The organism is Nocardia aurantiaca (assembly GCF_009708175.1).
GTDB lineage: Bacteria > Actinomycetota > Actinomycetes > Mycobacteriales > Mycobacteriaceae > Nocardia > Nocardia aurantiaca.
In genome coordinates this window covers 65,515-91,973 of sequence record NZ_WMBB01000007.1, presented here as the reverse complement: position 1 = coordinate 91,973, position 26,459 = coordinate 65,515, and the positions used below count along the sequence as shown (strand labels likewise).

Annotated in this window: 24 protein-coding genes, 1 pseudogene and 1 riboswitch; of the genes and pseudogenes, 10 read left to right on the top strand and 15 right to left on the bottom strand. The window is 69.3% G+C overall.

The window, feature by feature from the left end; genetic code table 11:
* Positions 1-730 precede the first annotated feature (730 nt).
* Complete coding sequence (locus GLP40_RS16030; protein ID WP_328290236.1) at positions 731-1,288, top strand: hypothetical protein; 558 nt, start codon at positions 731-733, stop codon at positions 1,286-1,288.
* Positions 1,285-2,031 carry a cobalt-precorrin-6A reductase gene (locus GLP40_RS16025; RefSeq protein ID WP_154789017.1) on the top strand — a complete coding sequence of 249 codons (747 nt, stop codon included), beginning with the start codon at positions 1,285-1,287 and terminating at the stop codon, positions 2,029-2,031. Before GLP40_RS16030 ends, GLP40_RS16025 begins: the two co-directional genes overlap by 4 nt.
* Before the next feature lie 16 nt (positions 2,032-2,047).
* Here GLP40_RS16025 and GLP40_RS16020 read toward each other — a convergent pair whose 3' ends face one another.
* The 4 genes from GLP40_RS16020 to GLP40_RS16005 form a co-directional block, all read right to left on the bottom strand.
* The gene (locus GLP40_RS16020) at positions 2,048-2,593 is read right to left on the bottom strand and encodes a PadR family transcriptional regulator (RefSeq protein ID WP_328290235.1); all 546 of its coding nucleotides are present in this window, start codon (positions 2,591-2,593) and stop codon (positions 2,048-2,050) included.
* 36 nt (positions 2,594-2,629) lie between these two features.
* Positions 2,630-4,204, bottom strand: coding sequence for a precorrin-3B C(17)-methyltransferase (gene cobJ / locus GLP40_RS16015; RefSeq protein ID WP_154788728.1), 1,575 nt, complete (start codon positions 4,202-4,204; stop codon positions 2,630-2,632).
* Complete coding sequence (locus tag GLP40_RS16010; RefSeq protein ID WP_154788727.1) at positions 4,201-4,836, bottom strand: precorrin-8X methylmutase; 636 nt, start codon at positions 4,834-4,836, stop codon at positions 4,201-4,203. The genes cobJ and GLP40_RS16010 overlap by 4 nt, the downstream gene beginning before the upstream one ends.
* Before the next feature lie 85 nt (positions 4,837-4,921).
* On the bottom strand, positions 4,922-5,359 hold the full coding sequence (locus tag GLP40_RS16005; protein ID WP_154788726.1) for an Lrp/AsnC family transcriptional regulator: 438 nt from the start codon (positions 5,357-5,359) through the stop codon (positions 4,922-4,924).
* A gap of 154 nt (positions 5,360-5,513) precedes the next feature.
* Here GLP40_RS16005 and ddaH point away from each other — a divergent pair, with 154 nt between their 5' ends.
* Positions 5,514-6,386, top strand: coding sequence for a dimethylargininase (gene ddaH / locus GLP40_RS16000; RefSeq protein WP_230329632.1), 873 nt, complete (start codon positions 5,514-5,516; stop codon positions 6,384-6,386).
* Between the two features lie 161 nt (positions 6,387-6,547).
* Here ddaH and cobG read toward each other — a convergent pair whose 3' ends face one another.
* Together cobG and GLP40_RS15990 are read right to left on the bottom strand one after the other, a co-directional pair.
* Positions 6,548-7,747: a precorrin-3B synthase gene (gene cobG / locus GLP40_RS15995; protein ID WP_154788725.1), complete on the bottom strand. Its 1,200-nt coding sequence runs from the start codon at positions 7,745-7,747 to the stop codon at positions 6,548-6,550.
* A 245-nt stretch (positions 7,748-7,992) separates the two neighbouring features.
* Complete coding sequence (locus tag GLP40_RS15990) at positions 7,993-8,247, bottom strand: hypothetical protein (protein WP_154788724.1); 255 nt, start codon at positions 8,245-8,247, stop codon at positions 7,993-7,995.
* 182 nt (positions 8,248-8,429) lie between these two features.
* Positions 8,430-8,499: riboswitch (adenosylcobalamin-variant (AdoCbl-variant) riboswitch) on the top strand.
* A 47-nt stretch (positions 8,500-8,546) separates the two neighbouring features.
* On the opposite strand from GLP40_RS15990, the gene cobN reads away from it, so the two are divergent.
* The gene (cobN, locus tag GLP40_RS15985; RefSeq protein ID WP_328290234.1) at positions 8,547-12,182 is read left to right on the top strand and encodes a cobaltochelatase subunit CobN; all 3,636 of its coding nucleotides are present in this window, start codon (positions 8,547-8,549) and stop codon (positions 12,180-12,182) included.
* A 386-nt stretch (positions 12,183-12,568) separates the two neighbouring features.
* Here the strand turns inward: cobN and GLP40_RS15980 are convergent, their stop codons facing one another.
* The 4 genes from GLP40_RS15980 to map all read right to left on the bottom strand — a co-directional run bounded on the left by GLP40_RS15980 (position 12,569) and on the right by map (position 15,830).
* On the bottom strand, positions 12,569-12,949 hold the full coding sequence (locus tag GLP40_RS15980) for a PPOX class F420-dependent oxidoreductase (protein ID WP_328290233.1): 381 nt from the start codon (positions 12,947-12,949) through the stop codon (positions 12,569-12,571).
* A 304-nt stretch (positions 12,950-13,253) separates the two neighbouring features.
* The gene (locus GLP40_RS15975; RefSeq protein WP_154788723.1) at positions 13,254-13,916 is read right to left on the bottom strand and encodes a TetR/AcrR family transcriptional regulator; all 663 of its coding nucleotides are present in this window, start codon (positions 13,914-13,916) and stop codon (positions 13,254-13,256) included.
* 119 nt (positions 13,917-14,035) lie between these two features.
* Positions 14,036-14,743, bottom strand: coding sequence for a hypothetical protein (locus GLP40_RS15970; protein ID WP_154788722.1), 708 nt, complete (start codon positions 14,741-14,743; stop codon positions 14,036-14,038).
* A 319-nt stretch (positions 14,744-15,062) separates the two neighbouring features.
* Positions 15,063-15,830: a type I methionyl aminopeptidase gene (gene map, locus GLP40_RS15965; RefSeq protein ID WP_154788721.1), complete on the bottom strand. Its 768-nt coding sequence runs from the start codon at positions 15,828-15,830 to the stop codon at positions 15,063-15,065.
* A 78-nt stretch (positions 15,831-15,908) separates the two neighbouring features.
* Between map and GLP40_RS15960 the strand changes: the two genes are divergently transcribed.
* A complete protein-coding gene (locus GLP40_RS15960; RefSeq protein ID WP_154788720.1) occupies positions 15,909-16,178 on the top strand; it encodes a helix-turn-helix transcriptional regulator in 270 nt (89 codons plus the stop codon).
* A gap of 9 nt (positions 16,179-16,187) precedes the next feature.
* Here the strand turns inward: GLP40_RS15960 and GLP40_RS15955 are convergent.
* The 3 genes and pseudogenes from GLP40_RS15955 to GLP40_RS15945 form a co-directional block, all read right to left on the bottom strand.
* Positions 16,188-16,993: pseudogene (locus GLP40_RS15955) on the bottom strand (S1C family serine protease).
* Between the two features lie 606 nt (positions 16,994-17,599).
* Entirely contained in the window at positions 17,600-18,997 is a 1,398-nt protein-coding gene (locus GLP40_RS15950) for a TldD/PmbA family protein (protein WP_328290305.1), read from the bottom strand.
* Between the two features lie 21 nt (positions 18,998-19,018).
* Positions 19,019-20,545 (bottom strand): TldD/PmbA family protein, encoded by a 1,527-nt coding sequence (locus tag GLP40_RS15945; protein ID WP_407671606.1) that lies wholly within the window; start codon positions 20,543-20,545, stop codon positions 19,019-19,021.
* 187 nt (positions 20,546-20,732) lie between these two features.
* On the opposite strand from GLP40_RS15945, the gene GLP40_RS15940 reads away from it, so the two are divergent.
* Positions 20,733-21,557, top strand: a complete 825-nt coding sequence (locus GLP40_RS15940) for a TetR/AcrR family transcriptional regulator (protein ID WP_328290232.1) — start codon at positions 20,733-20,735, stop codon at positions 21,555-21,557.
* 9 nt (positions 21,558-21,566) lie between these two features.
* Here the strand turns inward: GLP40_RS15940 and GLP40_RS15935 are convergent, their stop codons facing one another.
* Positions 21,567-22,337 carry a TSUP family transporter gene (locus GLP40_RS15935; RefSeq protein ID WP_328290231.1) on the bottom strand — a complete coding sequence of 257 codons (771 nt, stop codon included), beginning with the start codon at positions 22,335-22,337 and terminating at the stop codon, positions 21,567-21,569.
* An 89-nt stretch (positions 22,338-22,426) separates the two neighbouring features.
* Here GLP40_RS15935 and GLP40_RS15930 point away from each other — a divergent pair, with 89 nt between their 5' ends.
* From GLP40_RS15930 to GLP40_RS15920, 3 genes are all read left to right on the top strand, one after another.
* On the top strand, positions 22,427-23,668 hold the full coding sequence (locus tag GLP40_RS15930) for a sensor histidine kinase (protein ID WP_328290230.1): 1,242 nt from the start codon (positions 22,427-22,429) through the stop codon (positions 23,666-23,668).
* An 86-nt stretch (positions 23,669-23,754) separates the two neighbouring features.
* Positions 23,755-24,417 carry a response regulator transcription factor gene (locus GLP40_RS15925; RefSeq protein WP_328290229.1) on the top strand — a complete coding sequence of 221 codons (663 nt, stop codon included), beginning with the start codon at positions 23,755-23,757 and terminating at the stop codon, positions 24,415-24,417.
* An 80-nt stretch (positions 24,418-24,497) separates the two neighbouring features.
* Positions 24,498-24,992, top strand: coding sequence for an FxsA family protein (locus GLP40_RS15920; protein WP_154788719.1), 495 nt, complete (start codon positions 24,498-24,500; stop codon positions 24,990-24,992).
* Here the strand turns inward: GLP40_RS15920 and GLP40_RS15915 are convergent.
* A complete protein-coding gene (locus tag GLP40_RS15915; RefSeq protein WP_230329631.1) occupies positions 24,934-25,929 on the bottom strand; it encodes an LLM class flavin-dependent oxidoreductase in 996 nt (331 codons plus the stop codon). The genes GLP40_RS15920 and GLP40_RS15915 overlap by 59 nt on opposite strands.
* A gap of 61 nt (positions 25,930-25,990) precedes the next feature.
* Here GLP40_RS15915 and GLP40_RS15910 point away from each other — a divergent pair, with 61 nt between their 5' ends.
* Positions 25,991-26,422: a MarR family winged helix-turn-helix transcriptional regulator gene (locus tag GLP40_RS15910; RefSeq protein WP_154788718.1), complete on the top strand. Its 432-nt coding sequence runs from the start codon at positions 25,991-25,993 to the stop codon at positions 26,420-26,422.
* Positions 26,423-26,459: the final 37 nt, after the last annotated feature.

Genomic DNA, 26,459 nt, shown 5'->3' with positions numbered 1-26,459 from the left:
TGACGAGAATCGAGCCGATTTCAGGGGCGGGCGGAAGCGTCACCGATGACCAGCGCGCCGGAGCGTGTGGATGTGCTCGTCGTCGGAGCCGGACTCTCGTGTATCGGGGTCGCGCACCCATCTGCAGCGCGGCGGCGCGGGTTGGATCAGAGGCATGTGCGTTGAATCAGAGGCGCCGGAGCACATCACTTCTCACGGGCGTTCGCCAAGCACAACGCGGCGGAATCCGAGATCACAGGTGGCAGCGTCCTCGGCCTGGCGTTGCCGGGCGGCCGACCGGTAGCACAGGCGAACTCGGCCGCGCACAGCGAGAATTCTCCTACCCCGGAGAACGTGATGGGCTGGGTCCGCATGCCATGGGCTGGGTCGGCGTGCCATCGAGTAAACCGACAGGGTCTCCGCGATGTACAGAACAGTCTCACCGATAGGTGGGACATTGTCATGCGGGGTTCTTCGCCGTGCGTGCCGGACGCTGAGCATGTGATCTCCGAGCGAGATCGGGCCTTCTCCGGTTGTCGCGGCGAAGACAGATGGCACGCGCACGGCGAGTGCGCATGTGGGCCAAGGCCGTGGTGTCGGGGTTGCTGGGCGGTCGTTCGGGTGGGATCGGGGGTGCGGTGAGGCATTCGGAGTGAAACGTACGTGGCCCAACGGTAGGGTGAACGCCCGTGACCCGATTGTTATCGGGTTCGGTTCGAGCTATTGGAGATCCATGAAGTACACAAAGTTCGTGGCTACCGCATTCGTTGCCGCTGCCGCGACCGGGATTGCCGCGGGCACCGGTTACGCCATCCCTGTCGATCCGGCTCCGGCGGTGGAACAGTCCCCGTCGACGCTGCACGGGACGCAGCAGGGCGTCGACTACAACGTGGCGCTGACCGATGCGAACGACATCGTCACCAAGGTGACCGGTGGGCAGTTCAGTCTGGATGCGGCCTCGCAGACCGTGTTCCTGAAGAACCAGGCCGGGGATATGGTGACCCAGGTGCCGTTGAACGGCGTGCTGGCGGGCAAGCAGTACGGGCTCACCGCCGCCATCGACGCCGCCGGTACGCAGCTGACGCTGACCCCGGTGTCGGCGCCGGTGTCCACCGCCAAGGACATCGACTCGCAGTCCGACTTCTTCGGGCAGCTGCAGCACGCCGCGCTCGGCGGCATCATCGGCGGCATTCTGGGCGCCTTCCTGTTCGGGATCGGTGCGATTCCGGGCGCCATCATCGGTCTGCTCATCGTCGGCGGGCAGCCGCTGATCGATTCGGGCTCGGCCTACTTCAGCGGGCAGCCCTGAGAACGCTGATTCTCGGCGGCACCCGGGAGGCCCGGGAACTGGCCGATATCGCTTCCGGCGAGCGGGGATTCGAGATCGTGTCCTCGCTCGCCGGGCGCGTCCGCGAACCGGTGCTGCCGGTCGGCGAGGTGCGCGTAGGGGGATTCGGGGGTGTCGAGGGGCTGCGGACGTGGCTGGCCGACAACGGGATCGAGGCCGTGGTGGATGCCACCCATCCCTTCGCCGGGGGAATCACCGCCAATGCCGCCACCGCGGCCGCGAGTCTGGGACTTCCGGTGCTGCACCTGCGGCGGCCGGGATGGACCGAGCGGGAGGGGGACCGATGGATCCGCGTCCCGGATCTGGTCCTCGCGGCGGAAGCCGCTGCGGCACTGGGGAAACGGGTCTTCCTGACCATCGGCCGCCAGGGTGTGGCCGCCTTCGCGGCCTCGGACGCGTGGTTCCTGATCCGTGCCATCGACCCGCCCGACGGCGCGGTGCCGAAGAATCATGAATTGCTGCTCGCTCGCGGGCCGTTCAGCGTCGCCGAGGAGGCCGCGCTGCTGAAGGAGCGGGGTATCGACGTCATGGTGACCAAGGACAGCGGGGGAGCGCTCACCGAGGCCAAGCTGACTGCCGCGCGCACCCTCGGCGTACCCGTCGTCATGATCGATCGGCCGCCGCTGCCCGAGGGGGCGGTGCAGGTGGAAACCGTTGCGGCGGCGTGGGATTGGCTGCGCGCCCGGCGCGGATCCGGGCGCTAGGCCACCCGCTCCGGGTTCAGGACAGGCGGCTGGTGCGGTCGAGCAGCTCGGGCAGACGATCGAACCACTCCAGCACGGCGCGCTCGTAGCGGATTCCGAAATCCAGGGTCGCTCGCTCATAGGGTGACATGCGCTGTTCGTCCTGGCCCGACAGATAGCCCGAGAGCCGCTGCTCGTGGACCATCCGGTTGGCGGCGACAATGCGCTCCAGCCGTTGCGGGTCCACGAAGTCGCCGAAGGACAGGGTCAGCAGCAGTGGCACCCGGATGGTCTCCGCGCCGGGATCGCGGGTGATCCATTCGGCGAAGGCCTCGCGGCCGGCCTCGGTGATGCGGTAGGGCGTGCGGTCGCGCGCACCGGACTCGCCCTTCTCCACGAGTCCGTGCTGGTGCATGGTGGCCAGCTCCCGGTAGACCTGGCTCTGGGTGATGGTCCAGAAGTCGCCGATGCGATCCTGGGCCAACGCCACCAGGTCCCACCCGGACATTTCGCCCTGGTGGAGGAAGCCGAGTAGGGACGCGGCCGTCGAGTTGAGCGGGCGTCGAGCTTTGTCTTCTGGCACCGGCACTCCTTCCAACCTACGTTCTACAGTGGAATATTAATCTCCGTAGCGACGCGACGTGAACACCCGCGGGCCACCGGCCGCGTCGAACACCGTGGTGGTGGACGCGCCGACGATCAACAGGGTCCGCATGTCCACTTCGGCGGGATCCAGCTCGGCCAGCGTCACCACCCGCACCGATTCGGCGGGACCGCCCACATCGCGGCCGATCACCACCGGCGTCTGCGGCTTGCGATGCTCGAGCACGAGATCACGCATGGCCGCCACCTGCCAGGTGCGCTGCGACGACGCCGGGTTGTAGACGGCGAACGCCATATCCGCCGACGCCACCGCCGAAATACGCCGCGCCACCGTTTCCCACGGCTTGAGGCGATCCGACAACGAGATCATGGCGAAATCATGCCCCAGCGGCGCGCCCATCCGGCTCGCCACCGCACTGGCCGCGGTCACCCCGGGCAGCACCCGCACCGGCACCTCCCGCCACTGCGGATCCGCCGACTCCTCGATCACCGCCGCCGCCATGGCGAACACCCCCGGATCCCCGGACGAGACGACCACGACCCTCGCGCCCTGCTTGGCCATATCCAGGGCCATGCCGGCCCGCTCGGATTCGACCCGATTGTCGCTGGCATGCCGCCGCTGCCCCGGCCGCACCGGCACCCGGTTCACATACGTGGTGTACCCGACGATGTCGGTCGCCTCGGCCAGCGCCCGCGCCACCTCGGGTGTGGTCCAGCCCTCCGCGCCGGGGCCGAGACCTACCACCACGACCTCGCCGACCGGCTCCGATTGCGCTACAACCGGATTCGGTGCGGGCGTCGCGTCGTTCGCGGCCGCGCCGGTGGTGACGCGAGCGCTCTGATCCATGGCCGCATCGGTCAAGGGAATTCGGGTGGCGGGTGTCGGGCCCGGGACGACCGTGATCGCGAAGTAGGGGACGCTCGCGTCGTCGACGTCGGCGGCGCGCAGGACGCGCTGGCGATCGGAGCTCGCGCGTTCGACGTAATAGGCGTCGGCGAGGCGGCCGGAGTCGGAGAGGGCCCGGCGGACACCGGGATAGGTGCGGCCGAGCTTCATGATGGCGGCCGCGTCGGTTTCGCGGAGGCGGCGGGTGAGTTCCTCGGCCGGCATGGTGCCGGGGAGGACGGTGAGGACCTGGTCGCCTTCCACCAGGGGAGTGGCCAGGGCGGCCGAGGCGGCGCTGATCGAGGTGACGCCGGGGATGATCTCGGTGTCGAAGCGGTCGGCCAGGCGGCGATGCATATGCATGAACGAGCTGTAGAACAGCGGGTCGCCGGCGGCGAGCAGCGCGACGGTGCGACCGGCCGAAAGGTGTTCGGCCAGCACGGCCGCCGCGCGCTCGTAGAATTCGTCGATCGCGCCCTGATAGCCGCCCGGGTGGTCGGTGGTCTCGGTGGTCACCGGATAGACCAGGTGCTCCTCGAGCTGGCCGTCCCGCATGTAGGGGGCGGCGATGGCACGGGAGATGCTGCGGCCGTGACGCGCACTGTGGAACGCGATGACATCGGCCTCGCCGATGACCCGCGCGGCCTTCACCGTCACCAGTTCCGGATCGCCGGGCCCGAGCCCGACACCCCAGAGCTTACTCATTCTTGTTCGCTCGCAATCGCATTGAGGGCGGCGGCGGTGATGGCGCTGCCGCCGCGCCGGCCCCGCACGGTCAGGAATTCGACGCCGCCGTATTCGGCCAGAGCCTGCTTGGATTCCGCGGCCCCGATGAACCCGACCGGAATGCCGAGCACGGCGGCGGGACGGGGCGCCCCGGCGTCCAGCATGTCCAGCAGATGGAACAGGGCGGTCGGCGCATTGCCGACGGCCACCACCGCGCCGTCCAGCCGGTCGCTCCAGAGTTCCAGTGCCGCAGCGGATCTGGTGTTGTCCATGCGAGCGGCCAGTTCCGGCACCCGGGGGTCGTCGAGCAGACACAGCACGTCGTTGCCGGCGGGCAGCCGCTTGCGGGTCACGCCCGCGGCGACCATCTTGGCGTCGCACAGGATCGGCGCACCGGCCTGCAGCGCGGCCCGTGCCTTGGCCACCACATCGGCGCTGAATTCCACCTCGTCCGCGAGATCCACCTGTCCGCAGGCATGGATCATGCGCACCACCACCTGCGACACGTCCGCCGGGAACCGGGCCAGATCGGCCTCGGCCCGGATGGTCGCGAACGAGCGCCGATAGATCTCGGCCCCGTCCTTGAGGTAGCTGGCACGCACGTCGGACATGGTGTCCACCCTAGATTTCGCCGTCGGGGCGACGCTGAGCGGGTAGTGCGGCCGGCCACATCGAAAGGTTTCGGGGCAGGCCGGTTCAGGTGCGCGGGCGTTCGAGCAGGCGCGACATGACGATATTGCTGCGGGTGCGCCCGACGCGCGCGTTCTCGCGAATGCGCTCGACGGTCGCCTCGATCTCGGCCATGTCGGTGGCCATCACGTGGACGAGGGCGTCGGCCTCGCCGGCGATCGTCCACACGCCGACCACCTGCGGAATGGGTTCGAGACCGCGGCGCAGTTCGGCGGGGGAGATGTTGTCGCGGTAGAACACTTCGACATACGCCTCCGTCCGCCAGCCGAGCGCGGCCGGGTTCACCACGGCGGTGAACCCGGTGATGTGGCCGCCCGCCACCATCTTGTCGACGCGCCGCTTGACCGCGGGCGCGGACAGACCGATGCCCGCGCCGATGTCCTGGAAGGAGGCGCGGGCGTTCTTGAGCAGGTGGGCGAGGATCCGGCGGTCGAGGTCGTCCATGGTCGCTCCCGTCGCACTGACGTCTCCGCATCGGTCGGATGCAACGAATCGTCGCCATCGCGGTGATCAACGCAACGATTCGCTATTTCCGGCGCAACGCTACGCCCCCTACCTTCGGTTCAGCCCCGTCCACGCCGCTTCCGAGGGAGTCTCGTTGACGTCCGTAGCCACTCTGCCCGCCCGCGGTCCCGCTGCCCGCCGGCCCGTACCCCGCCGCTACCTCATGTGCCGTCCGGAACACTTCGACGTCACCTACGCCATCAACCCGTGGATGAACACCTCCGACCCCGTGAACCGGGCTCTGGCGCTCGCCCAGTGGGACGGTCTGCGGGCCGCCTACGAGGCGCACGGGCATCGGGTCGAGGTCATCGAACCCGTTGCCGGACTGCCCGATATGGTGTTCGCCGCCAATGGCGGACTGATCATCGAGGACAGGGCGCTCTCGGCGCGCTTCGCCAATCCAGAACGCGCGCAGGAAGGTCCGGCCTATCACGGCTGGATGTGCACGCAGGGCTTCACCGCCGTGTCCGCTGCCCGCGAAACCAATGAGGGCGAAGGCGATTTCGCCATCGCCCGCGATCGCATCCTGGCCGGGACCGGTTTCCGCAGCGCTCGTGCCGCGCACGACGAGGTGGCCGAGTTCTTCGGATTGCCGGTCGTCTCACTGGATCTGGTGGATCCGCGATTCTACCACCTCGACACCGCACTCATGGTGCTCGACGACACCATCGCCTACTACCCGGGCGCCTTCAGCGGGCCCAGCGCACGGTTGCTGGCGCGGATGTACCCGGATGCCGTCATCGCGACCGAGGAGGACGCGAATGTGCTGGGGCTGAACGGGGTCTGTGACGGATACCACGTCTTCCTCACCGAGAAGGCCGCCGACCTGGCCGAACAGTTGCGGGCGCGCGGCTACGACCCGGTCGGCATCGACCTGTCGGAACTGCTCAAATCCGGCGGCAGCGTGAAATGTTGCACGCTGGAGCTGCACCGGATCACAACGGCAGCCGGGTCCGGGACGGACTGACCGCCGGATCGTGAGGGGATGCACCGGGATCGGGGGCGCGGCCGGCGGGAGCACGTGGTCTGCTCGGTGGAACTGAGTGCGGCTCGCCCGGCGGGGTCGAACGTGTTCGCTCGGCCGGGAGTACGCGGATCCAGCGGATACGCGGGTCTATTCGGCGCGATCTACTCCGCGGGGACGATGCGGTAGCCGTCCACGCCGGCGACGACGTCGGTGACCGAGCCCTTCGGGCGGCCGCACCGGCGGCCGCAGCCGGACCAGTGCTGGCGACCGACGGCGACGACATCCTCGGCGTCGAGGCGCTCGCGCGCGAATTGCGGTGCGCCGGTGGGGACGACGCGGCCGGAGTCCACGGCCTCGGTGGCGTCGGCGCGCACGTCGGTGAGCGACTTCGCGCAGCCTGGCATGCCCGCGCACGCGCTGACCAGCAGCCATGAGGAGTTGGCGTCGAAGATCAGGCCCATGGGGGCGAGCACGCGGACCACCTGCTCGGCTGCCCACTCGTCCAGATCGGTGATGACCAGGCTGCGCCAGGGGGTGACGAAGACGGGACGCTCGACGGCGGCGATGAATTCGGCGGTGCGGGCGGGCAGCGAACCGAGCCTTACGCCGGCGCCGAGCGCCACCCGCTCGTCGTCCTGATTCAGCCAGCCGATCGGAATGTCCTCGTGCACAGCCAGTTCCAGCGGCTGGGCCGAGGCATCCAGCCCGGAACGGGTGGCCAGCAGATGATCGGTCAGTCGCGCGCCGCCGTCCGGGATCTCATGCAACCGCCACTGGCCGTCCCGCAGTTCGAGGAAGCCGTGGGCGGCAGCGAGCATGAGGTCGACCGCCTCGGCGGCGGGCACCCGCACTCCGGAGTCCTTGCCCGCCAACAGGAGTGCGTAGGTATTCTCGTCGAGCGCGTGCACGCCGAAATCCCCGCCGAGGCCGCTGACATCTCCGCGACCGTCATCGAGGGTGAACAGCACCCGTCCCGGCAACTCCGCCAGACGCGGGTGCGCACGCAGGCCTTCGTCGAGGGCCGGAACCAGCGGATGCACATCGGTCCACCCGCCGAGCCGCCCCGACAGCGGGGACGCGACGACATTCCGCACCCGCTCATGAGTGGCGCTGGGCAGCAGCCCCGCCTCGGTGAGTCGGTCCGTGAGTGTCGCCGCATCGCGCACCTGCCGGAACTGCACATTGCCCCGGGAAGTGAGTTCGATATTGCCGTCGCCCAAATCGACGGCCGCCGCGGCGAGGGCGTGCAGCTGCTCGGGGGAGAGGCGCCCACCCGGCACCCGGACACGGGCGAGGGGGCCATCGGCCGCTTGATGCAGGCGCAGCACGCCCGGGCAGGAATCGGGATCGGTTCGTGTCATGACGGCCCCCAGCCTACGGAGGATGCCGAGGTCGAGCACCCACCGGCCGGGCTGAGCCGAACAACCTGGCCCGGGTATCCGAATCTAGAGATATTGCAATCTAAGCATATAACTCGTCGGAGTCGCGGATGACAGGATGCGCGAGACGGGGGAGTGGCAGGGTCGGATCTGTGTGCGAGGGCACTGGCACGAAGAGATTCCGGTCGTGGATCCGGAATCCTGGCGGTGGGATTCGTACGCGGCGGTCAGCGCGTGAGGCGGGGTTCGATGGCCTGGGGGGCGCCGCGGCGGCGGACGAAGGCGGGGGTGGATTCCCAGGTGTCGTTGAGGAGGCTGGGGGCGTTGTGGCGTTCGACGTGGTCGCGGTGGACGGTGGTGGTCATGACCGTGAGGCCGAACAGCAATGTGGCGGCGCAGATGAGGCCGGCGACCAGCGCCCACTGGGTGTGACCGGAGCCGGCGGCGGTGAGGGCCATGGCCAGCGTCGCGAAGGCGACCAATGCGCAAAAGTATCCCGACCAGGCAGCAAAGCGATTCCGCCTGACCCATCTCGGAGTGGTTGGCATACCGGCAGCGTACGCGCGGACCGGTCGGTCGCCCAGGTGTGTGGACGAGGCTTTGCCGCACTGTGATCCGGGCGCGGTACCGCTCCTGCCAGGACGGCGCGATAGCATCGGCGAGCTCGTCGAACGGAAGAAACCGGTGCAATTCCGGTGCGGTCGCGCCACTGTGACAGTCAGACCTTCCGGCGAGCGCCGAACCGTGCTGGGCGCGTCACCCTAGGAAGGCTTGAAAACCCGTGATCCTGCTGCTGTCCACCTCCGACACAGATCTGCTCAGCGCGCGCGCCAGCGGCGCCGACTACCGGCTCGCCAATCCCGCGCGCCTGCTGCCCGAGGATCTCCCCGCCCTGCTCGACGGCGCCGAGCTGGTGATCGTGCGCATCCTCGGCGGCAAACGCGCCTGGGAATCGGGCCTGGACACGGTGCGCGCCAGCGGGATTGCCTTGGTCGCGCTGGGCGGTGAGATCGCCCCGGACGCCGAGCTCATGGAGTGCTCCACGGTGCCCGGCGGGGTGGCCGCCGACGCGCACAACTACCTGGCGGCGGGCGGACCGCGAAACCTGCTGCAGCTGCACAACTTCCTGTCCGACACCGTGCTGCTGACCGGGCACGGCTTCGAGCCGCCGGTGGAGATGCCGAGCTGGGGTGCGCTGGAACGGGATTCGCGCCCGGTCGCGATGGACGCCCCGACGGTCGCGGTGGTGTACTACCGCGCCCAGCATCTGGCCGGGAACACCGGCTACGTCGAGGCGCTGTGCGCGGCCATCGAGGACAAGGGCGCGCGGGCCGTGCCGGTGTACTGCGCCTCGCTGCGCACCGCGGAGCCCGGACTGCTGGCCGAGCTCCGCAAGGTGGACGCGCTGGTGGTCACCGTGCTGGCGGCCGGTGGCACCAAGCCCGCGATCGCGTCGGCCGGTGGTGACGACGAGGCCTGGGATGTGGGTGCGCTCGCCGATCTGGATGTGCCGATCCTGCAGGGTCTGTGCCTGACCAGCGGCCGCGACCAGTGGGAGGCCAATGACGACGGCCTGTCCCCGCTGGACGTGGCCACCCAGGTGGCGGTGCCGGAGTTCGACGGGCGCATCATCACGGTGCCGTTCTCGTTCAAGGAGTTCGACGCCGACGGGCTGTCGACCTATGTGCCCGATGCCGAGCGGGCGGCGCGGGTGGCGGGCATCGCCGTGCGGTACGCGCGGCTGCGGCACATTCCGGCGCACCGGAAGAAGATCGCCATCGTGCTGTCGGCATACCCCACCAAGCACGCGCGCATCGGCAATGCCGTGGGCCTCGACACACCCGCGAGCGCCATCCGGCTGCTCACCGAAATGCGCCTTGCCGGTTACGATCTCGGCGTCGAGGGCGAGATCCCGGGCCTGGAGCAGGCCGATGGCGACGCGCTGATCCACGCGCTCATCGCCGCCGGCGGACAGGACCTGGACTGGCTGAGCGCGGAACAGCTGGAGGGCAACCCGATTCGCATCGGCGCGGGGCTGTATTCGCGGTGGTTCGAGACGCTGCCCGAGGATCTGCGCGAGGCCGTCGTCGCGGCGTGGGGGCCGCCGCCGGGTGAGCTCTATGTGGATCGATCCGCCGATCCCGACGGCGAAATCGTCATCGCCGCACTGCGTTTCGGCAATGTGGTACTGATCGTGCAGCCGCCGCGCGGCTTCGGCGAGAACCCCGTGGCCATCTACCACGACCCGGATCTGCCGCCGAGTCACCACTATCTGGCCGCCTACCGCTGGCTGGCCGCGCCGGAGGGCTTCGCCGCAGACGCCGTGGTGCACCTGGGCAAGCACGGGAATCTGGAGTGGCTGCCGGGTAAGACCCTCGGCATGTCGGCGTCCTGCGGCACCGACGCCGCGCTGGGCGACCTGCCGCTCATCTACCCGTTCCTGGTCAACGACCCGGGCGAGGGCACACAGGCCAAGCGTCGCGCCCACGCCACCCTGGTCGATCATCTGATCCCGCCCATGGCGCGTGCCGAAACCTACGGCGACATCTCGCGTCTGGAGCAGCTGCTCGACGAGCACGCCAATATCTCCGCCCTCGACCCGGCCAAGCTGCCCGCCATCCGCCAGCAGATTTGGACGCTCATGCGCGCGGCCAAGCTGGACCACGATCTGGGGCTGACCGAACGGCCGGACGAGGAATCCTTCGACGACATGCTGCTGCACGTCGACGGCTGGCTGTGCGAGATCAAGGACGTGCAGATCCGCGACGGCCTGCACATCCTGGGGCAGGCCCCGGCGGGGGAGGCCGAGGTCGATCTGGTGCTGGCCATGCTGCGCGCCCGACAGCTGTGGGGCGGCGAGGTGAACGTGCCGGGTCTACGAGAAGCCTTGGGGCTCAGCGAATCCGGTGACGAGGCCCGCGAGCGGGTGGACGCCTTCGAGAAGCTGGCGCGCGAGCTGGTACTGACCATGCAGGAGGTCGACTGGGATGTCGACTCCATCGACGCGGTCAGCGAGAGCCTGCTCGCCGGGGAACTCGCCGAAGGGGCCGGAATCACCGATGTCCCCGCCCGGTTGGCCGCCGTGCGCAAGGTGCTGGGCTTCGCGGCGACCGAGGTGGTGCCGCGTCTGCGGCAGACCGGGATCGAGATCTCGCGCATCCTGCACGCGTTGGGCGGCGGGTTCGTTCCGGCGGGGCCCAGCGGATCGCCGTTGCGCGGCCTGATCAATGTGCTGCCCACCGGTCGCAACTTCTACTCGGTCGATCCGAAGGCGGTGCCGTCGCGGCTGGCCTGGGAAACCGGTCAGGCCATGGCGGATTCGCTGCTCGAGCGGTACCTGGCCGATCACGGCGAGTACCCGCGCTCGGTGGGCCTGTCGGTGTGGGGCACCTCGGCCATGCGCACCTCCGGCGACGACATCGCCGAGGTGTTCGCCCTGCTGGGCGTGCGGCCGGTGTGGGACGAGGCCAGCCGCCGCGTCACCCGGCTCGAGGCCATCGGCCTCGGCGAGCTGGGCCGCCCGCGCATCGACGTGACCGTGCGTATCAGCGGCTTCTTCCGCGACGCCTTCCCACACGTGCTGGCCCTGCTGGACGATGCCGTGCGCCTGGCCGCCGGACTCGATGAGCCCCTGGAATCGAACTACGTGCGCGCCCACGCCCAGGCCGACCTGGCCGGGCATGGCGACGAACGCCGCGCCACCACACGGATTTTCGGCTCCAAGCCGGGCACCTACGGCGCGGGCCTGCTGCAGCTCATCGATTCCAAGAGCTGGCGCACCGACGACGATCTGGCCCAGGTATACACGGCATGGGGGGGTTTCGCCTACGGCCGCGACCTGGACGGCGCGCCAGCCGCGGACGACATGCGTACCGCATACCGGCGAATCGCGGTGGCGGCCAAGAACACCGACACCCGCGAGCACGATATCGCCGACTCCGACGACTATTTCCAGTACCACGGCGGCATGGTCGCGGCGGTGCGGGCGCTCACCGGCAAGAATCCCGAGGCCTACATCGGCGACAGTACCCGCCCGGATGCGGTGCGCACCCGCACGCTCTCCGAGGAGACCACCCGGGTGTTCCGGGCGCGCGTGGTGAATCCGCGCTGGCTCGAGGCCATGCGTCGGCACGGCTACAAGGGCGCGTTCGAAATGGCCGCCACCGTCGACTATCTGTTCGGCTACGACGCCACCACGAATGTGGTCGCCGATTGGATGTACGAAAAGCTCGCCGAATCCTATGTTTTCGACGAGACGAATCGGACGTTCATGCGGCAGTCGAATCCCTGGGCGCTGCATGGAATTGCGGAGCGATTGTTGGAAGCGGCGGAGCGGAAACTCTGGGAGCAGCCGGAGAGCGACACCCTGAATCGGCTGCGGCAGATCTATCTGGAAACCGAAGGCGAGCTGGAGTAACAGCGGGTCGAGGCACATCGTTGAGGAATCCGGCGCTCAGCAGTTCATGTAGGTCCGCATTCCGAGGCCCTGGGCGACCGGGGCCGGCGACGACACTGTTGACGTACCAGCGCTCGGGCAGTCACTCAAAGCCAATGCCACCGAGCGACCCCACCCGATCAACGGACGTGGCCGTCAGATGATGCTCTTCTCCACGACGACGCGAACTCGCCCCCTGCTTCCCGCCCGAGGGACGTCGTTCCGTAATCCCGCTGTCCACCATCGCGGAGTGACAAGGAAAGATCGAAACCGGCACGCGCTGGCAGTGCCAGTCGGCATCGGCGCGGTGATGCTCATCGTGAGCGGTTGTACGAAAAGCACAGCGCTACCGTGGAGCGCGAATTCCGTTACACCGGAATGATCTCGATGCCGATGGTGCCCGCGCTGCCGCGACGCACCTTGCTCAGGGTGACAACCAGCCAGCCCTGGATTCCGTAGCGGCGCTTGATGAGATCGCGCACCCGCTCGGTTCCGGCGGCGTCGAGCACGGTCGCGCTACCCTTCACGATCTCGCCGTGAGTCTTGCCGCGCAGATCGCACGGCTGCAGCGTGACATCGGGATTGCGGCGGACGCGCTTGACCTTCCAGCTGTCGGTGACGGTCCAGACATAGAGGCGGCCGTTGTCGAGTGCGGCCCACACCGGAGTACCGACCGGTGTGCCGTCCTTCTTATAGGTGACCAGATTGACGTAGTTCGCGGTGCCCACGGGCCCGAACGGGTTGTCCACATCCGCAGCCTATCCGGTCACGGCGGGCGACGCGGGGCACCCGCCACCCGCCCGCACCCGGCGGCGGTCGGATCCTCGTTCTCGGGCGACCGGCTCGGCCGCGAACAACCGGAGTCCCAGCGCGCGATGGCCCGCGGTGAACTCGGCGACAACTGCGATCCGGCGGCGCTGATGGACCCGGTCGCCGATGCGATCCGGTTCCGCCCGCTCCCGCGCTGTCAGCCCTTGACGTCCGATTAGCTCAACGGTGCCGGTCGATCCGGTGGTGAACGGCCGCCCTGCCGCAGGCCGAGGCCGGGCAACGCTACGCGGGATTCGCCCCGACCATGCGCAGCGCGAGGACGGCGTAGTCGGCGCCGATCTCGTCCGGCGTACGGCGGTAATCCCGGTAGTACCAGCGGGCCGTGTCGACGCACAGTGACATCAGGGCCAGTGTGGCGGCATTGGTGTCCGCGACATCGAAGACACCGTCGGCGAGCCCCTGGCCGACCAGATCGCGGACCAGCCGGTGGATGGCGATCTGAATATCGATGACCTCGCAGCGATGCTCCGGGGTGAGGTCGGTCATATGGTGCAGCACCACGCGCACCGAGGCGGCGTGTTCGGCATGCCAGACCGTCAGGTCGCGGACCACGGCGGCGAGCTGGTCGGCGGCACTGCCGGATCCGGTGGCCGCGGCCGTGGCGACCTGCAGGGTCAGGCGCATGGATGACAGTGAAATGCGATAGAGCACTTCCTCTTTGGAACCGAAGTGCACGTACAGGCCCGCCGGGCTCAGTCCGGCGCGGGCGGCGATATCGCGGGTGGTGGTGGCGTGGAAGCCGCGCTCGGCGAAGGCATCGATGGCGGCCAAGAAGATCCGGCGCTGGCCCTCGGGGAAGCGGCGCTGGGCGAGCTCCAGATGCGCCACCGCGGCGGTGTCACGGCTGCCGTCCTCGGCGATCGGCGCGTTGTCGTCGTTACCCATCGAATGAGTATCTCCCAGAAAGTGTTTCACCCGATCACCGGCCGGGTGCGAGGGACACCCGGCCGGTGCGCGAGCACCGGACCCCTGATGACGTGGCGGTCCCGGCGCGAGCTCGGGGGTCAGGCCGCCGGTTTGGGGGCGGGCGGCGCGAACGGGGCGTTGATGGTGGTGAAGTACTGGACCGCGGCGGCGATCGCCACCGGGGCGGTCACGAACAGCTGACCGGCCAGGGTGCCCAGGAAGCCGACCGCGGCCGCGCCGCCGAGGCAACCCGCGAGCGGGCCCGCGCCGAACAGCGCCAGCACCGGCGCGGTCGCCACGCCCGCGACACCCGCGCCCACCAGGCAGCCCAGCGCCGCGCCGCCGATACCGCCTACGAAGGTGCCGACGGTGGCGCCCATGCCGACGGTGTCTCGCAGGCGATTCCAGGCGTACTGCTCGCGCTCGAATTGGCTCTTGAATCCGGCCTGATCCTCGAACGGCAACGCGACCGGCTGGTAGACCGCGTGGGCTTCGTCGAACTGCGGGATCAGGGTGGCGGTGCGGTCGTGGATCTCGGCGGCGATGGGGAAGACGAAATCGTCCACGCGGAAGGACAATTCGGCGCCGGTGAGCACGGCGCCGTCGGCGGCCTTGATGGTGAACACGCCATTGTCGACGCTCATCGAGCCGGCGTCGGTCCGGATCACCGTGGCGCCATCGGCGCCGGTGTTCGCGACGTAGTTCACCGGGGCCTGATCTGCGAGGGCTGGGGCGGCGTTGGCCGTTCCGCAGCCGATGACGGCGGAGCCGATCAGCAGGGCGGAGGTGGCGGCGATTGTCCTCATCTGTGGTCCTTCACGAGCCTGCACCTGGGAAGCAGGTGCCGATCGAATCAGCCGGATGTCCGTCGAGGGGATGACGTGGCTCCGGTCACATGTAAACTAAGCGGGCGCTTAGTCCGGCGAGACGTTAGCTGGATCACAGTGGCGTGGTCAAGCGCACACCGCGAAAGGCGCGGTCATGGAAGGAATTCATGTCGATCAGCAGGCGGGCGTTCGCTGGTAGCGACGGTCGAGGCCGTGCGGCCGGCGTGTGGATGCCGCCGCGTGGCCGAGCGCGGAAACCCGACGCGCCGTTCGGGTTTCCGCGCTCGGGCCGCAACGTTCAGACCGCGCGGGTCAGCACCTGCGGACCGGCGTCGGTGATGGCGATCGTGTGCTCGGAGTGCGCGGTGCGCGAGCCGTCGGCCGAGCGCAGCGTCCAGCCGTCGGGGTCGGTGACGATGCGGTCGGTCGTGCGGGCGAACCACGGTTCGATGGCGAGGGTGAGCCCGGGCCGCAGCCGGAAGCCGCGGCCGGCGCGTCCCTGATTGGGTACGTGCGGGTCCTCATGCATGGTGCGGCCCAGGCCGTGCCCGCCGAACTCGGTATTGACGGGATAGCCGTTGGCGCGCGCGACCTGCGCGATGGCCGCGGACAGGTCGCCGATGGTGTTGCCCGGCTCGGCCGCCGCGATGGCCGCCGCGAGGGCCTCCTCAGTGGTGCGGACCAGGCGCGCGTCCTCCGGATCAGGGGTGCCGACGATGGTGGTGACGGCCGCGTCGGCTACCCAGCCGTCGATGCTCACCGCCAGATCCATGGTCAGCACATCGCCATCGCGCAGCGCGTAATCGAATGGAAGGCCGTGCAGCACGGCGTCATTGACCGAGAGGCAGACGGTGTTGCGGAACGGGCCGCGCCCGAAGGAGGGTGAATAGTCCCAGTAGCAGGAGACCGCGCCGCGCTCGCGGATGCGTTCGCGCACCACGGCCTCCAGGTCCAGTAGATTCACCCCGATCTGCGCCTTCTCCCGTAGTTCGCTCAGCACGGCGGCCACGAACTGCCCGGTCACCCGCATGCGTTCGATTTCGGCCGGGCTCTTGAGCTCTACCATGACAACCTCCTGGATTGGTATTTTTATACCGACCATAGCGGGTTGCGGTATTTAAATACCAGCCGTAGGGTGGCGGGCATGGTCCGACTGCCTCTCACGCCCGCACAGGTCGAAGCCGGTCGCCGCCTGGGTGCCGCGCTGCGCGCTGCCCGCGGCGGCCGGGATCTACTGGAAGTGGCCGCTAGCGCGGGTATTTCGCCGGAGACGCTGCGCAAGATCGAATCGGGTCGTCTGCCCACTCCGGCGTTCGGGACCGTGGTGGCATTGAGCCGGGCACTGGAGATTCCCTTGGATGCGCTGGCCGATAGCTGGCAGCCCAGCGGTGCGGAGCAGCGTTCGGCGTCCTAGCCGCCCAGTTCAATCGGCGGCGAGCTCCACCGGCACCGCGATGACATCCACCATCGCGCCGTTGCGCAGCACGGTCACCGGCATCGAGCGGCCGATGGCGTCGGCGAACAGCTGCCGCTGAATGCCCTGTGCATCACGGATTTCGGTGCGCGCGATGCTGAGCATCAGGTCCCCGCGCCGCAATCCGGCGCGTTCGGCCGGACCGCCGCGCACCACCTCCACGATGCGCAAGCCGGCGTCCTGGCCGGTGCGGGCCGCCACGGCCGTCGGCAGGGGAGCGGGAACGCCCACTACGCCCAGGTAGGCGCGCCGGACCCGGCCCTCGGTGAGCAGAGTGCTGATGATGCGGCGGGTGGTGGCATTGATCGGAATGGCCAGACCCAGGCCGATTCCGGCGACGGCGGTGTTGACGCCGACGACGTGGCCCGCCGAATCCGCCAGCGCCCCACCGGAATTGCCGGGGTTCAGGGCGGCGTCGGTCTGGATGACATCCTCGATCACCCGGGCGGCGCGCCGATTGCCCACCGGCACCGACCGGCCGAGTGCGCTCACCACGCCCGCGGTCACCGACCCGGCCAGCCCCAGCGGGCTGCCGATGGCCACCACCAATTGCCCGACCACCAGGCGGTCGGCGTCGCCGAGGCGCACCGCGGCGGGAGCGCCGCCGTGGGCGCGCAACACCGACAGGTCCGAGAGCGGATCCACGCCCACCACATCGAATTTCGATTCCAGCCCGTCGGCGAACACCACGGTCCCATGGGTCGCCTCACCCCCACGTGGGCGTTGGTGAGCAGGAATCCGTCGTCGGTGAACACCACCGCCGAGCCGCCGCCGCGCCGGGTCTGCACGCTGGCCACGTGCGGCGTCACCGATTTGGCGACGGCGATCACCGTGCGCGAATAGGAGTCCAACGCCGCGGCATCCGGGGTTCCGAAGCCGGGCGAGGGAGTCGATGCCGCTGAGTTCGCGTTCTCGTCCATCGACGAGAGGGCAGCTTCGTCGTCCACGACGACCACCATCCCGATTACATGATTACGTTGCCTCACTCCCAGGATGCGCGCGGTGCGACCGCCGCGACAACCGGTTCGCCGACAGCGCAACCACGCCTGCGCGGGTGCGGTCCTTCAGGTAGGTGACGCCAGGTACCGCCATAATCTCGGGATCCTCCGACAGCACGGGCGCATTCGAGACGCACCCGGCACCGGGGCGCCGTCGCCGAGCGGCACCGGCACGAGATCGACGCGGACCTCCTCGGGCAGGCCCTGTTGCAGGCAGGCACGGGCGATATCGCCGCCGCTGAGAGCGACCATCCTGTCGCGGGTGACACCGCCCGACATCGACGGCCTCCTTCACTCCGCCGATGACGAAGTGAAAGAGGTATATCGTCGTGAGACGTTTCCGGGAAACCGTCGGGCTTCGCGCTAGGTGGCCTGGCTGACGGAGGACATATGGAAGTCCGGAATCCGCAATGGCGGCATGGCCGTTCGGGTGAACCAGTCCTTCCATTCGCGGGGCAGCGTGATCTCGGTGCGGCCCGCCTCGCTGACCCGGCGCAGCAGATCCAGGGGACTCTCGTTGAAGCGGAAGTTGTTGACCGCGGCGGTGACCTCACCGTTCTCGATCAGATAGACGCCGTCACGAGTCAGGCCGGTGAGCAGCAGGGTGGCCGGATCGACCTCCCGGATATACCACAGGCAGGTCAGCAGCAGGCCGCGTTCGGTGCGCGCGACCATGTCCGGCAGGGTGGCGTCGCCGCCGCCGGTCATGAGCAGGTTCTCACCCGGCACCGTGACCGGCGCGTCGAACTCGGCGGCCGTGGCGCGCGGGTAGACCAGCGACTCGATCACGCCCTCGCGCACCCAGTCGGTGCGCTGCGCGGTGAGGCCGTTGTCGAACACCGACAGCGACTCCGAGGAGGACGGCGTCGCCACGAACGGTCGATACTCCAGGCCCGCCGCGCTCGGATCCGAGTACAGGGTGAGCGGAATCCCGGTGAGCCGCTCCCCGATTCGGGTACCGCCTGCACGGGAGAACGCGGTGTGGCCCTCGTGCGCGCCGCGGCCCTCCATGCTCCAGGCCATGTAGATCATGAGATCGGCGACCGCGGATGGTGGCAACAGGGTCTCGTAGCGGCCCGCGGGCATCTCGACCCGCCGCTTGCTCCAATCCAGGCGGCGCGACAGTTCGGCCAGCAGCCCGGGAGTGTCGACATCGGCGAAATCGGTGGTGCCGGCGCCGACCCAGGCGCTGGCCAGCTCCGCACCCTCGCCGCGCTTGCCATTGATCTCCACCGAGCCGGTGGGCTGCACCCAGCGCCGACGCAGGCCGGTCGAGGTGCCCAGCCAGGTGGAGTGCATCTGGTGGTGGGCGAAACCGTAGAGGCGGTCCGCGCGGTCGAAGCCCTCGGCGAGATCCTGTGCCAGCGTGGTGAAGACTCCGATATCGGTGGTCGCCGGTTCGCCCTCCCAATCCAGCAACCGGTCCAGGGTGTCGACGTCGATGGCGTCCGGATCCAGCAGCGGCATGGCGTCGCGCGCGGGTTCGGCGGTGCGCGCGGCCTCTTCACTCGCGCGCACCACGGCCTCGATATCGGCGGGATCCACGCTCGTGGAACTCACGCTGCCCACGCGGGCGGCATTCGGCCCGTCGCGGAACACCGAGATGACCGCCCAGTCCCTCGACACCGAGGAACCGTTGGTGGTCATGGAGTTGCCGGCCCAGCGCAGCGACGCCTCATGGGCGTCGGTGACGATCACCATGGCCTCGTCCGCGCGGGAGGCCCGCAGCGCGTGATCGACGACCTCGGGGGCGGGGAGCACACTCACCGTGTCGGTCCTTTCCTACTGCCCGGCTTCGGCGCGGGTATTGAGAATGGTGATGCCGCGCACCAGCACCGACGGGCAGCCGTGCGAGACCGCCGCCACCTGTCCGGGTTGGGCCTTGCCGCAGTTGAACGCGCCGCCCAGCATCCATGTCGAGGGTCCGCCGACGGCTTCCATCGAACCCCAGAAGTCGGTGGTGGTGGCCTGGTAGGCGACATCGCGCAGCTGCCCGGCCAGCTCGCCGTTGCGGATGCGGAAGAACCGCTGGCCGGTGAACTGGAAGTTGTAGCGCTGCATATCGATCGACCACGACTTGTCGCCGACGATGTAGATGCCGTTCTCCACCCGGGAGATCAGCTCGGCGGTGCTGGTGTCACGCTCGGGATCGGGTTGCAGTGACACGTTGGCCATGCGCTGAATCGGCACATGATGCGCCGAATCGGCGTAGGAGCAGCCGTTGGAGCGCTCGAGACCCAGCCGCGGCGCGAACATGCGGTCGAGCTGGTAGCCGACCAGCACGCCGTCGCGCACCAGATCCCAGCGCTGCCCGGCTACCCCCTCGTCGTCCCAGCCGACCGTGGCCAGGCCGTGCTCCTGGGTGCGATCGCCGGTGACATGCATGATCGGGGTGCCGTATCGCAGGGTGCCGAGCAGATCGGGGGTGGCGAAAGAGGTGCCCGCGTAGGCGGATTCGTAGCCGATGGCCCGGTCGTACTCGGTGGCGTGGCCGATGGACTCGTGAATGGTCAGCCACAGATTGGTGGGGTCGATGACCAGATCGGCAGGACCGGCCTGCACGCTGGGGGCCTTCACCTTCTCGGCCAGCCACTCCGGCATCTGCGCGAGTTCGCCCGTCCAGTCCCAGATGCCGTCCGCGCCGGTCACGTACTCCCAGCCGCGCCCGGCCGGAGCGGCCAGGGTGCGCATGGTCTCGAACACGCCCGCCGAGGGGTCCACGGTGATGGCCTCGAACTGCGGGTGCAGGCGGACACGCTGCTGGGTGATGCGGGAACCGAACGTGTCGGCATAGAAGGTCTGCTCCTTGACCTGGAGCACGGATGCCGTCACGTGATCGACGCCGTCGGCGGCCTTCAGGCGCTCCGAATAGTTCAGCAGCAGCGCCACTTTCTCCGGTGTCGGCACCTCGAAGGGGTCCAGGTCGTAGGCGGAGACGTACTCGACGCCGTCGTAGCGCGGCTCCGCGGCGAGTTCGACGCGCTCGCGATTGAGCGCGCGCAGGGTCTGCGCCACGGTCACCGCACGCCGCGCCACCTCGGCGGCGGTGTCGGTGGTGAGGTCGGCGTGCGAGGCGAAACCCCAGGTGCCGTCGACGATCACGCGCACCGCGAAGCCGAGATCGGTGCTGTCGGACACCGATTCGACGCGGCCGTCGCGCAATCGGATGGACTGCTGCACAAGTCGGTGTACGCGCAGGTCGGCGTACTCGGCCCCGGCCGCGCGGGCCGCGCTCAGTGCGGCGTCGGCGAGCGCGGACAGCGGCAGCGCGCGGAACTGCTCGTCCACGACGGTGGTAGCGATGCTCACCCGCACCACGCTAGAGGCCGACACGCCGGGCGTTCAAGAATCGGCGTACTCCGACCGGAATTCGCGCCCTGCAAACGTGCATACGCTGCAACAATGCATGAAGTGCGCAACAGCACAGTATGAAACGGCGCGCACAACAGCTGCACATGCCGCGTTTCGCTGATCGGATGCCGTACTGTCTGCCCGCGTGCCGCCATCCGCACTCCGCGATCGCAAACGGGAACGCACCCGCCGAGCCCTGCTCGAAGCCGCCGTCGAACAGTTCGAGAGCCGAGGTTATGAGGCGACCACCGTCGCCGACATCGCGGCCGCCGCCGAGGTCGGCACCCGGACGTTCTTCAACTACTTCGCCAGCAAAGAGGAACTGCTGTTCCCCGAGCCGGACGAACGTGTGCAGGCCGCCGTGCGCGCCATCGCCACCCGCCGCGCCGGGGAACGTCCCGTCGAGGTGCTGCTGCGCGCCCTGCGCGCCGCCGGCGACAATCCCGGCGAGCACCTCGGCGACACCCTGGCCGCCCGCATCGCCGTGCTTCGCGCGCAGGTGTCGCGCACTGTGCCCGCCGTATCGGGCCGCGCCGCCTACGCCCAACTCGCCTCCCAGCAGGAGATCGCGCGCCAGCTGCGCGCGGCCTTCCCCGACGAACTCGACGACGTCGGCGCGGCCGCGCTCGTGGGCGCGGTGGTGGGCGCCGTATCGGGTGCGCTCACCGTGCTGTTCCAGCGGCCCGGTCTCGAGGACGGCGAAGCGCTGCAACGCAAGATCCAGGAGACCACCTCGAAGGTGCTGGCGCCGTGGCTGACTCAGCCCGAGACGGCCACGCCGCGCGAACTTCCCGGGGAGCAAACCTCATTGCTGCCCGACGGGCCGCTACGCCAGGAGCCCGAAGCCTTCCGGTCGCCGGCCGCCGTGCACCGGCTCGGCCCGGAGTCCTTGCAGCGCTCCGCCTTCGACGGCGGGGGCCCGCGCTCGCTGCCCGGCGGGCATCGGTCCGCCGAGGACGCGCGCGTCTGACGCGTCCGATCAGCCGCTGAACTGCTGCCAGCCCAGGCGGATGACCATGGCGATGACGACAACCAGCAAGACGGCGCGGACGAAGCCCGCGCCCTTCGCCACGGCCATGCGCGAACCCACTACGGATCCGGCCACATTCGCGACCGCCATGGACAGACCCAGCGCCCACAACACGTGGCCGGTGCTCGCCAGGAAGATCAGCGAGCCCAGGTTCGAGCCGCAGTTGATGACCTTCGCCATGGCCGCGGCGCGCACGAATTCGGTGCCCAGCAGGGTGGCGAAGGTGATGATCAGGAACGTGCCGGTGCCAGGGCCGAGCAGGCCGTCGTAGAGGCCGATCAGGCCCGCGGCCAGCGCCACCACCAGGATCGTCTTGCGCCGGGTCGGGGGATGGGTGGCCAGGATGACGCCCACCGACGGGCGCAGGGTCACGAAGACGGCCACGCCCACGAGCACGACCATCACAATGGGGATGAAGTACTTCTTGTCGATGAGGGCCACCGCCGCCGATCCGGCGGCGGCGGCGCCGGCGGCGATGACCGCGCCGGGGACCAGCACCTTCCAGCGCATCGGCACCCTGCGGGCGAAGGTGATCACGGCCGCGCTGGTGCCGGAGAAGGCGGCGATCTTGTTGGTGCCCAGCGCGGTCTGCGGCGTCAGGCCGGGCAGCACCACGAACAGGGTGGGCAGCACGATCAGGCCGCCGCCGCCGACCACCGCGTCGACCCATCCGGCCACCGTCGCCGCGGTCAGCAAGACCGCCCAGTCCGCAAGGCTCACAGGCCGACCCAACCAGAAGCCGCCGAGCAAGATCAAACGGTTGGGCGCCGGAACACGGCGACCCCCTGGCGCGAACGTAGGGTGAACGGGTGCGCCGCTTCAGTTTATGGCTGCGTGGCAAGCCGCTGATCACCGATTCCGTGGTGGCGTTGCTGCTGCTCACCATCGATGTGCTCGACCTGGGCAACAGCCAGTACAAGCCGACCTATCTGGTCTTCAGCATGCTGCTGCCGCTGCCGATCGTGTTCCGCCGCACCCACACCCGCGCGGCGGCACTCGGCGTGGTGCTGCTGTCCATCACCGCCTCCCTGGTGCACGGGGCGGTGGGCGACACCTCGGTGCATCCGGCGCTGCTCGGGCTCGGCATCATGCTCTACACGATCGTCGCGTACGTCGGCCGCCGCCAAGGACTGCTCTATTTGGCCATCCTGGTGCTCGACAGCCTGATCTCGGCCGCCGCCATCGGCAAACCGTCGGGCACCGACATCGCGTTCACCGCGCTCTACTACGCGTTGTGCTGGACGCTGGCCGAATTCGTCGGCGCGCGCCACGCCTACGACTCCGAGGTCGCCGCTCGTCTGGCCGTCGCCGACTACGACCGCGAACGCCGCGCCCACGACGCGGTCGCCGCCGAACGCACCCGCATCGCCCGCGAACTGCACGATGTGGTCGCGCATGCGGTCAGCGTCATCATCGTGCAGGCCGACGGCGCGCGCTTCGCCCTGCGCCACGACCCCGACACCGCCGAGCAGGCCCTCACCACCATCGCCGGCACCGGCCGCGACGCCCTGCGCGAACTGCGCCGCACCGTCGAATTGCTGCGCACCGAGCATGCGCCCGAACAACTTCCGCAGCACGGCACCGCCGGCATCGCCAAGGTGGTCGACATGATGCGCAGCGCGGGCCTGGACGTCTCGCTGGAACTGTCCGGCGAACTCGACACCATCACCCCCGAGGTCAGCCTCGGCATCCACCGCATCGTCCAGGAATCGCTCACCAACACCCTCCGCCACGCCGGTTCCGACCCGCACGCCGAGGTCCGGGTCATCCGCCGCGCCACCGACGTCCTCGTCGACATCGCCGATTCCGGCGGCACCCCCGTCACCCCGCCCACCCCCGGCGGCTGCCACCCCGGATCCGGCAGCGCCCCAACCACTCTCCCTCTCACCGCATCCCCGGCCGCCGCCCGCATCCCCGGCAGCGGCCTCGGCCTGGTCGGCATGCGCGAACGCATCGCCGTTCTCGGCGGCGTCCTCACCGCTGGCCGAAACCCCCACGGCGGCTGGACCGTCCGCGCCACCATCCCCCTGGATCGGGCCGTCTCCGACTGAGCCCGCACCGGCTGTGACCAGAGCATTCGGATATCGACCCCGGCCCTCTCGCGCGGGCGCACCGGGCGGCCGGATAGGTTGTGAGGGTGCCGATCACCGTTCTCGTTGTCGATGACCAGGAGCTCATGCGCGCCGGATTGCGGATGGTGCTCGGTGCGCACCCCGACATCGAGGTGGTGGGGGAGGCCGACAATGGGGCGACCGCGATCGCGCGGGCGGGGGAGTTACGGCCGGATGTCGTGCTGATGGATGTGCGGATGCCGGTCACCGACGGAGTGACCGCGACCGGGCGAATCATCGAATCCGGGTGCGGGAGCAGGGTTCTCGTGATGACCACGTTCGACCTGGACGAGCACGCGCTGGGGGCGTTGCGAGCGGGGGCCAGTGGATTCCTGCTCAAGGACACCCCGCCGGAGGACCTGATCTCCGCGATCCGCAGTGTCGCCGCGGGGGATGCGGTGGTGTCGCCCAAGGTGACCAAGCGGCTGCTGGATCGGCTCATCGCCGAGGATCCGACCGCCGGCCGCGATGCGGGGGTGCTCGATGTGCTCACCGCCCGCGAACGGGAGGTGCTCGAGCACATCGCGGCCGGGCGCTCCAACGCCGAGATCGCGGGAGCGCTGTTCCTGTCCGAGGCGACGGTGAAGACTCACGTCGGCCGGGTGCTGACCAAACTCGGCCTGCGCGACAGGGTTCAGGCCGTGGTCCTGGCCTATGAGACGGGACTGGTGCGGCCGGGCAGCGCCTAGCGATGTGACCGGTGACGCACTCGGGAGAAAATCCGGGCCGTCGCGCGTTGCACGGGTAGATCGATCGAAAGGATCGCCCGATGCCTGCCCTGTTGTTCCTCGCCTACTTCGTCGCCGAGATCGCCACCCTCGTCGTGGTCGGGCACTTCATCGGCGTCTTCCCGACCATCCTGCTGCTGTTGGCGGGCTCGGCCGTGGGTCTGGTGCTGGTGCGCTCGCAGGGCCGTCGCGTCTTCCAGGGCTTCCGCCGCGCCGCCCGCGGTGAACTCGAACCCAGCACCGCCGTCGCCGACGGCGCTCTGGTCGCTGTCGGCGCGGTCCTGATGTTCGTGCCCGGCCTGCTCACCACCGGGCTCGGCCTGCTGGTCCTGCTGCCCTTCACCCGCTTCCTGTTCCGCCCGATCGTGGCCGCCTTCGCCGCGCGCCGCCTGCGCCGCGTCGCCACCGCCGTCGGGCCCTACGGCTACCGCAATGTGGTCATCGACCCGGACGGTGAGGTCATCGACGCCACCGTCGTCACCGAGTATTACGACGACGGCCAGGGCCACGGCCACCGCGCCATCGATCCCCGCTGACCCATACCGCCTTTCCCCACCCCGGTGCGCCCTCCTCAGAGCCGTTCGCGCACCGGGTGATCACCTTCTCGACCAGCCACGTCGCGACCTTGTCGGGGTAGGGGGCGCGCAGGCTGAGCACGATGTGGGTGAAACCCGCGTCGATCAGCTCCAGCACCGTGGCCCGGGTAGCCGCGGGGTCGTCGTAGTCGACGATGTACTGCACCGATCGGGTGATTTCCGCCGGATCGCGGCCGAGCTCGGCGCAGTGCGCGTCCAGGACCCCCGAGCGTTCGATGAGGAAGTCGAGGCCGTTGTGCGGCGGTCCGGGAATGTTCCACAGGTCGGCGCGCTCGGCGACCAGTCGCAGCGTGCGATCACCCCAGCCGCCGACCAGTAGCGGTGGGCGGCGGACGGGCTTGGGTTCGTTGTGATTGCGGCGCAGGGTGTAGTAGCGGCCTTCGAAGTCGAACTCCGGCTCGCGCCACATCTTTTCGAGAATCTCGATGGTTTCGGCCAGCCGGGCCAGGCCCTCGCCGGGGGAGACGATCGGCAGACCATAGGCGGCGTATTCGGTCTCGGCCGGATTCGGTCCGGCGATGCCGCCGGTGTCGGCGGGCTGACGGGTGCCGCCGACGCCGAGGCCCATGATCAGCCGACCCCCGGCGACGGTGTCGACCGTGCTCGCGATCTTCCCGAGCACCGCGGGCTCGCGGATTCGGTTGCTGGTCACCAGCAGACCCAGGCGCAGCCGCCGGGTGCGCGCGGCCAGTGCCGCGAGCAGGGTCCAGCCCTCGAGGACCGGACCGTTCGGGGGTCCGGTCAGGGGGAGTAGGTGATCCCACAACCAGGCGTCCGCTATCTCCGGCAGGCCGTCGGCCTCCTCCCACACTCGCAGGATGTCGTCGTACGTGACCCGCATGGGCGTGGTCTTCACACCGAATTCGATATCCACCATTCCATCAATCATACTGATCATCAGCAGCGCTGACTATCAGGGCAACGGTATGATCGTCCGCATGGCCGCGCCCACCCCCGACGATGTGCTCCGTTCCCGCCTCGGCTACCTGCTCAAACACGCCTACAACCGGTTGGCCGACGACATCGGAACCGCCCTGCGGCCCTTGGGAATCGACAGCCGGGAACTGGCAATCCTCGTCCTGCTGGACGCCACCGACACCCCGCTCTCGCAACTGGACGTGGCCCAGCGACTGGGCATCGACCGCACCACCATGACCCAGTTCACCGACACCCTCGAGGACAAAGGCCTGCTCGCGCGGCGACGCAGCCCCGAAGACCGGCGCAAGAACATCGTCGAACTCACCCCTGACGGCCACGCTCGACTGGTCGCGGCAGAACAGGTCCGAGCCGAGGCCGAGGCCCGGTTCCTCGCACCCCTCGGCGACGGCGGTCCGGGCCTGATCGCCGCGCTGCGCACCCTGACACGTTGAGCCCGGGTGATGCGGTGACGGGCGCGTCGCGGGCATC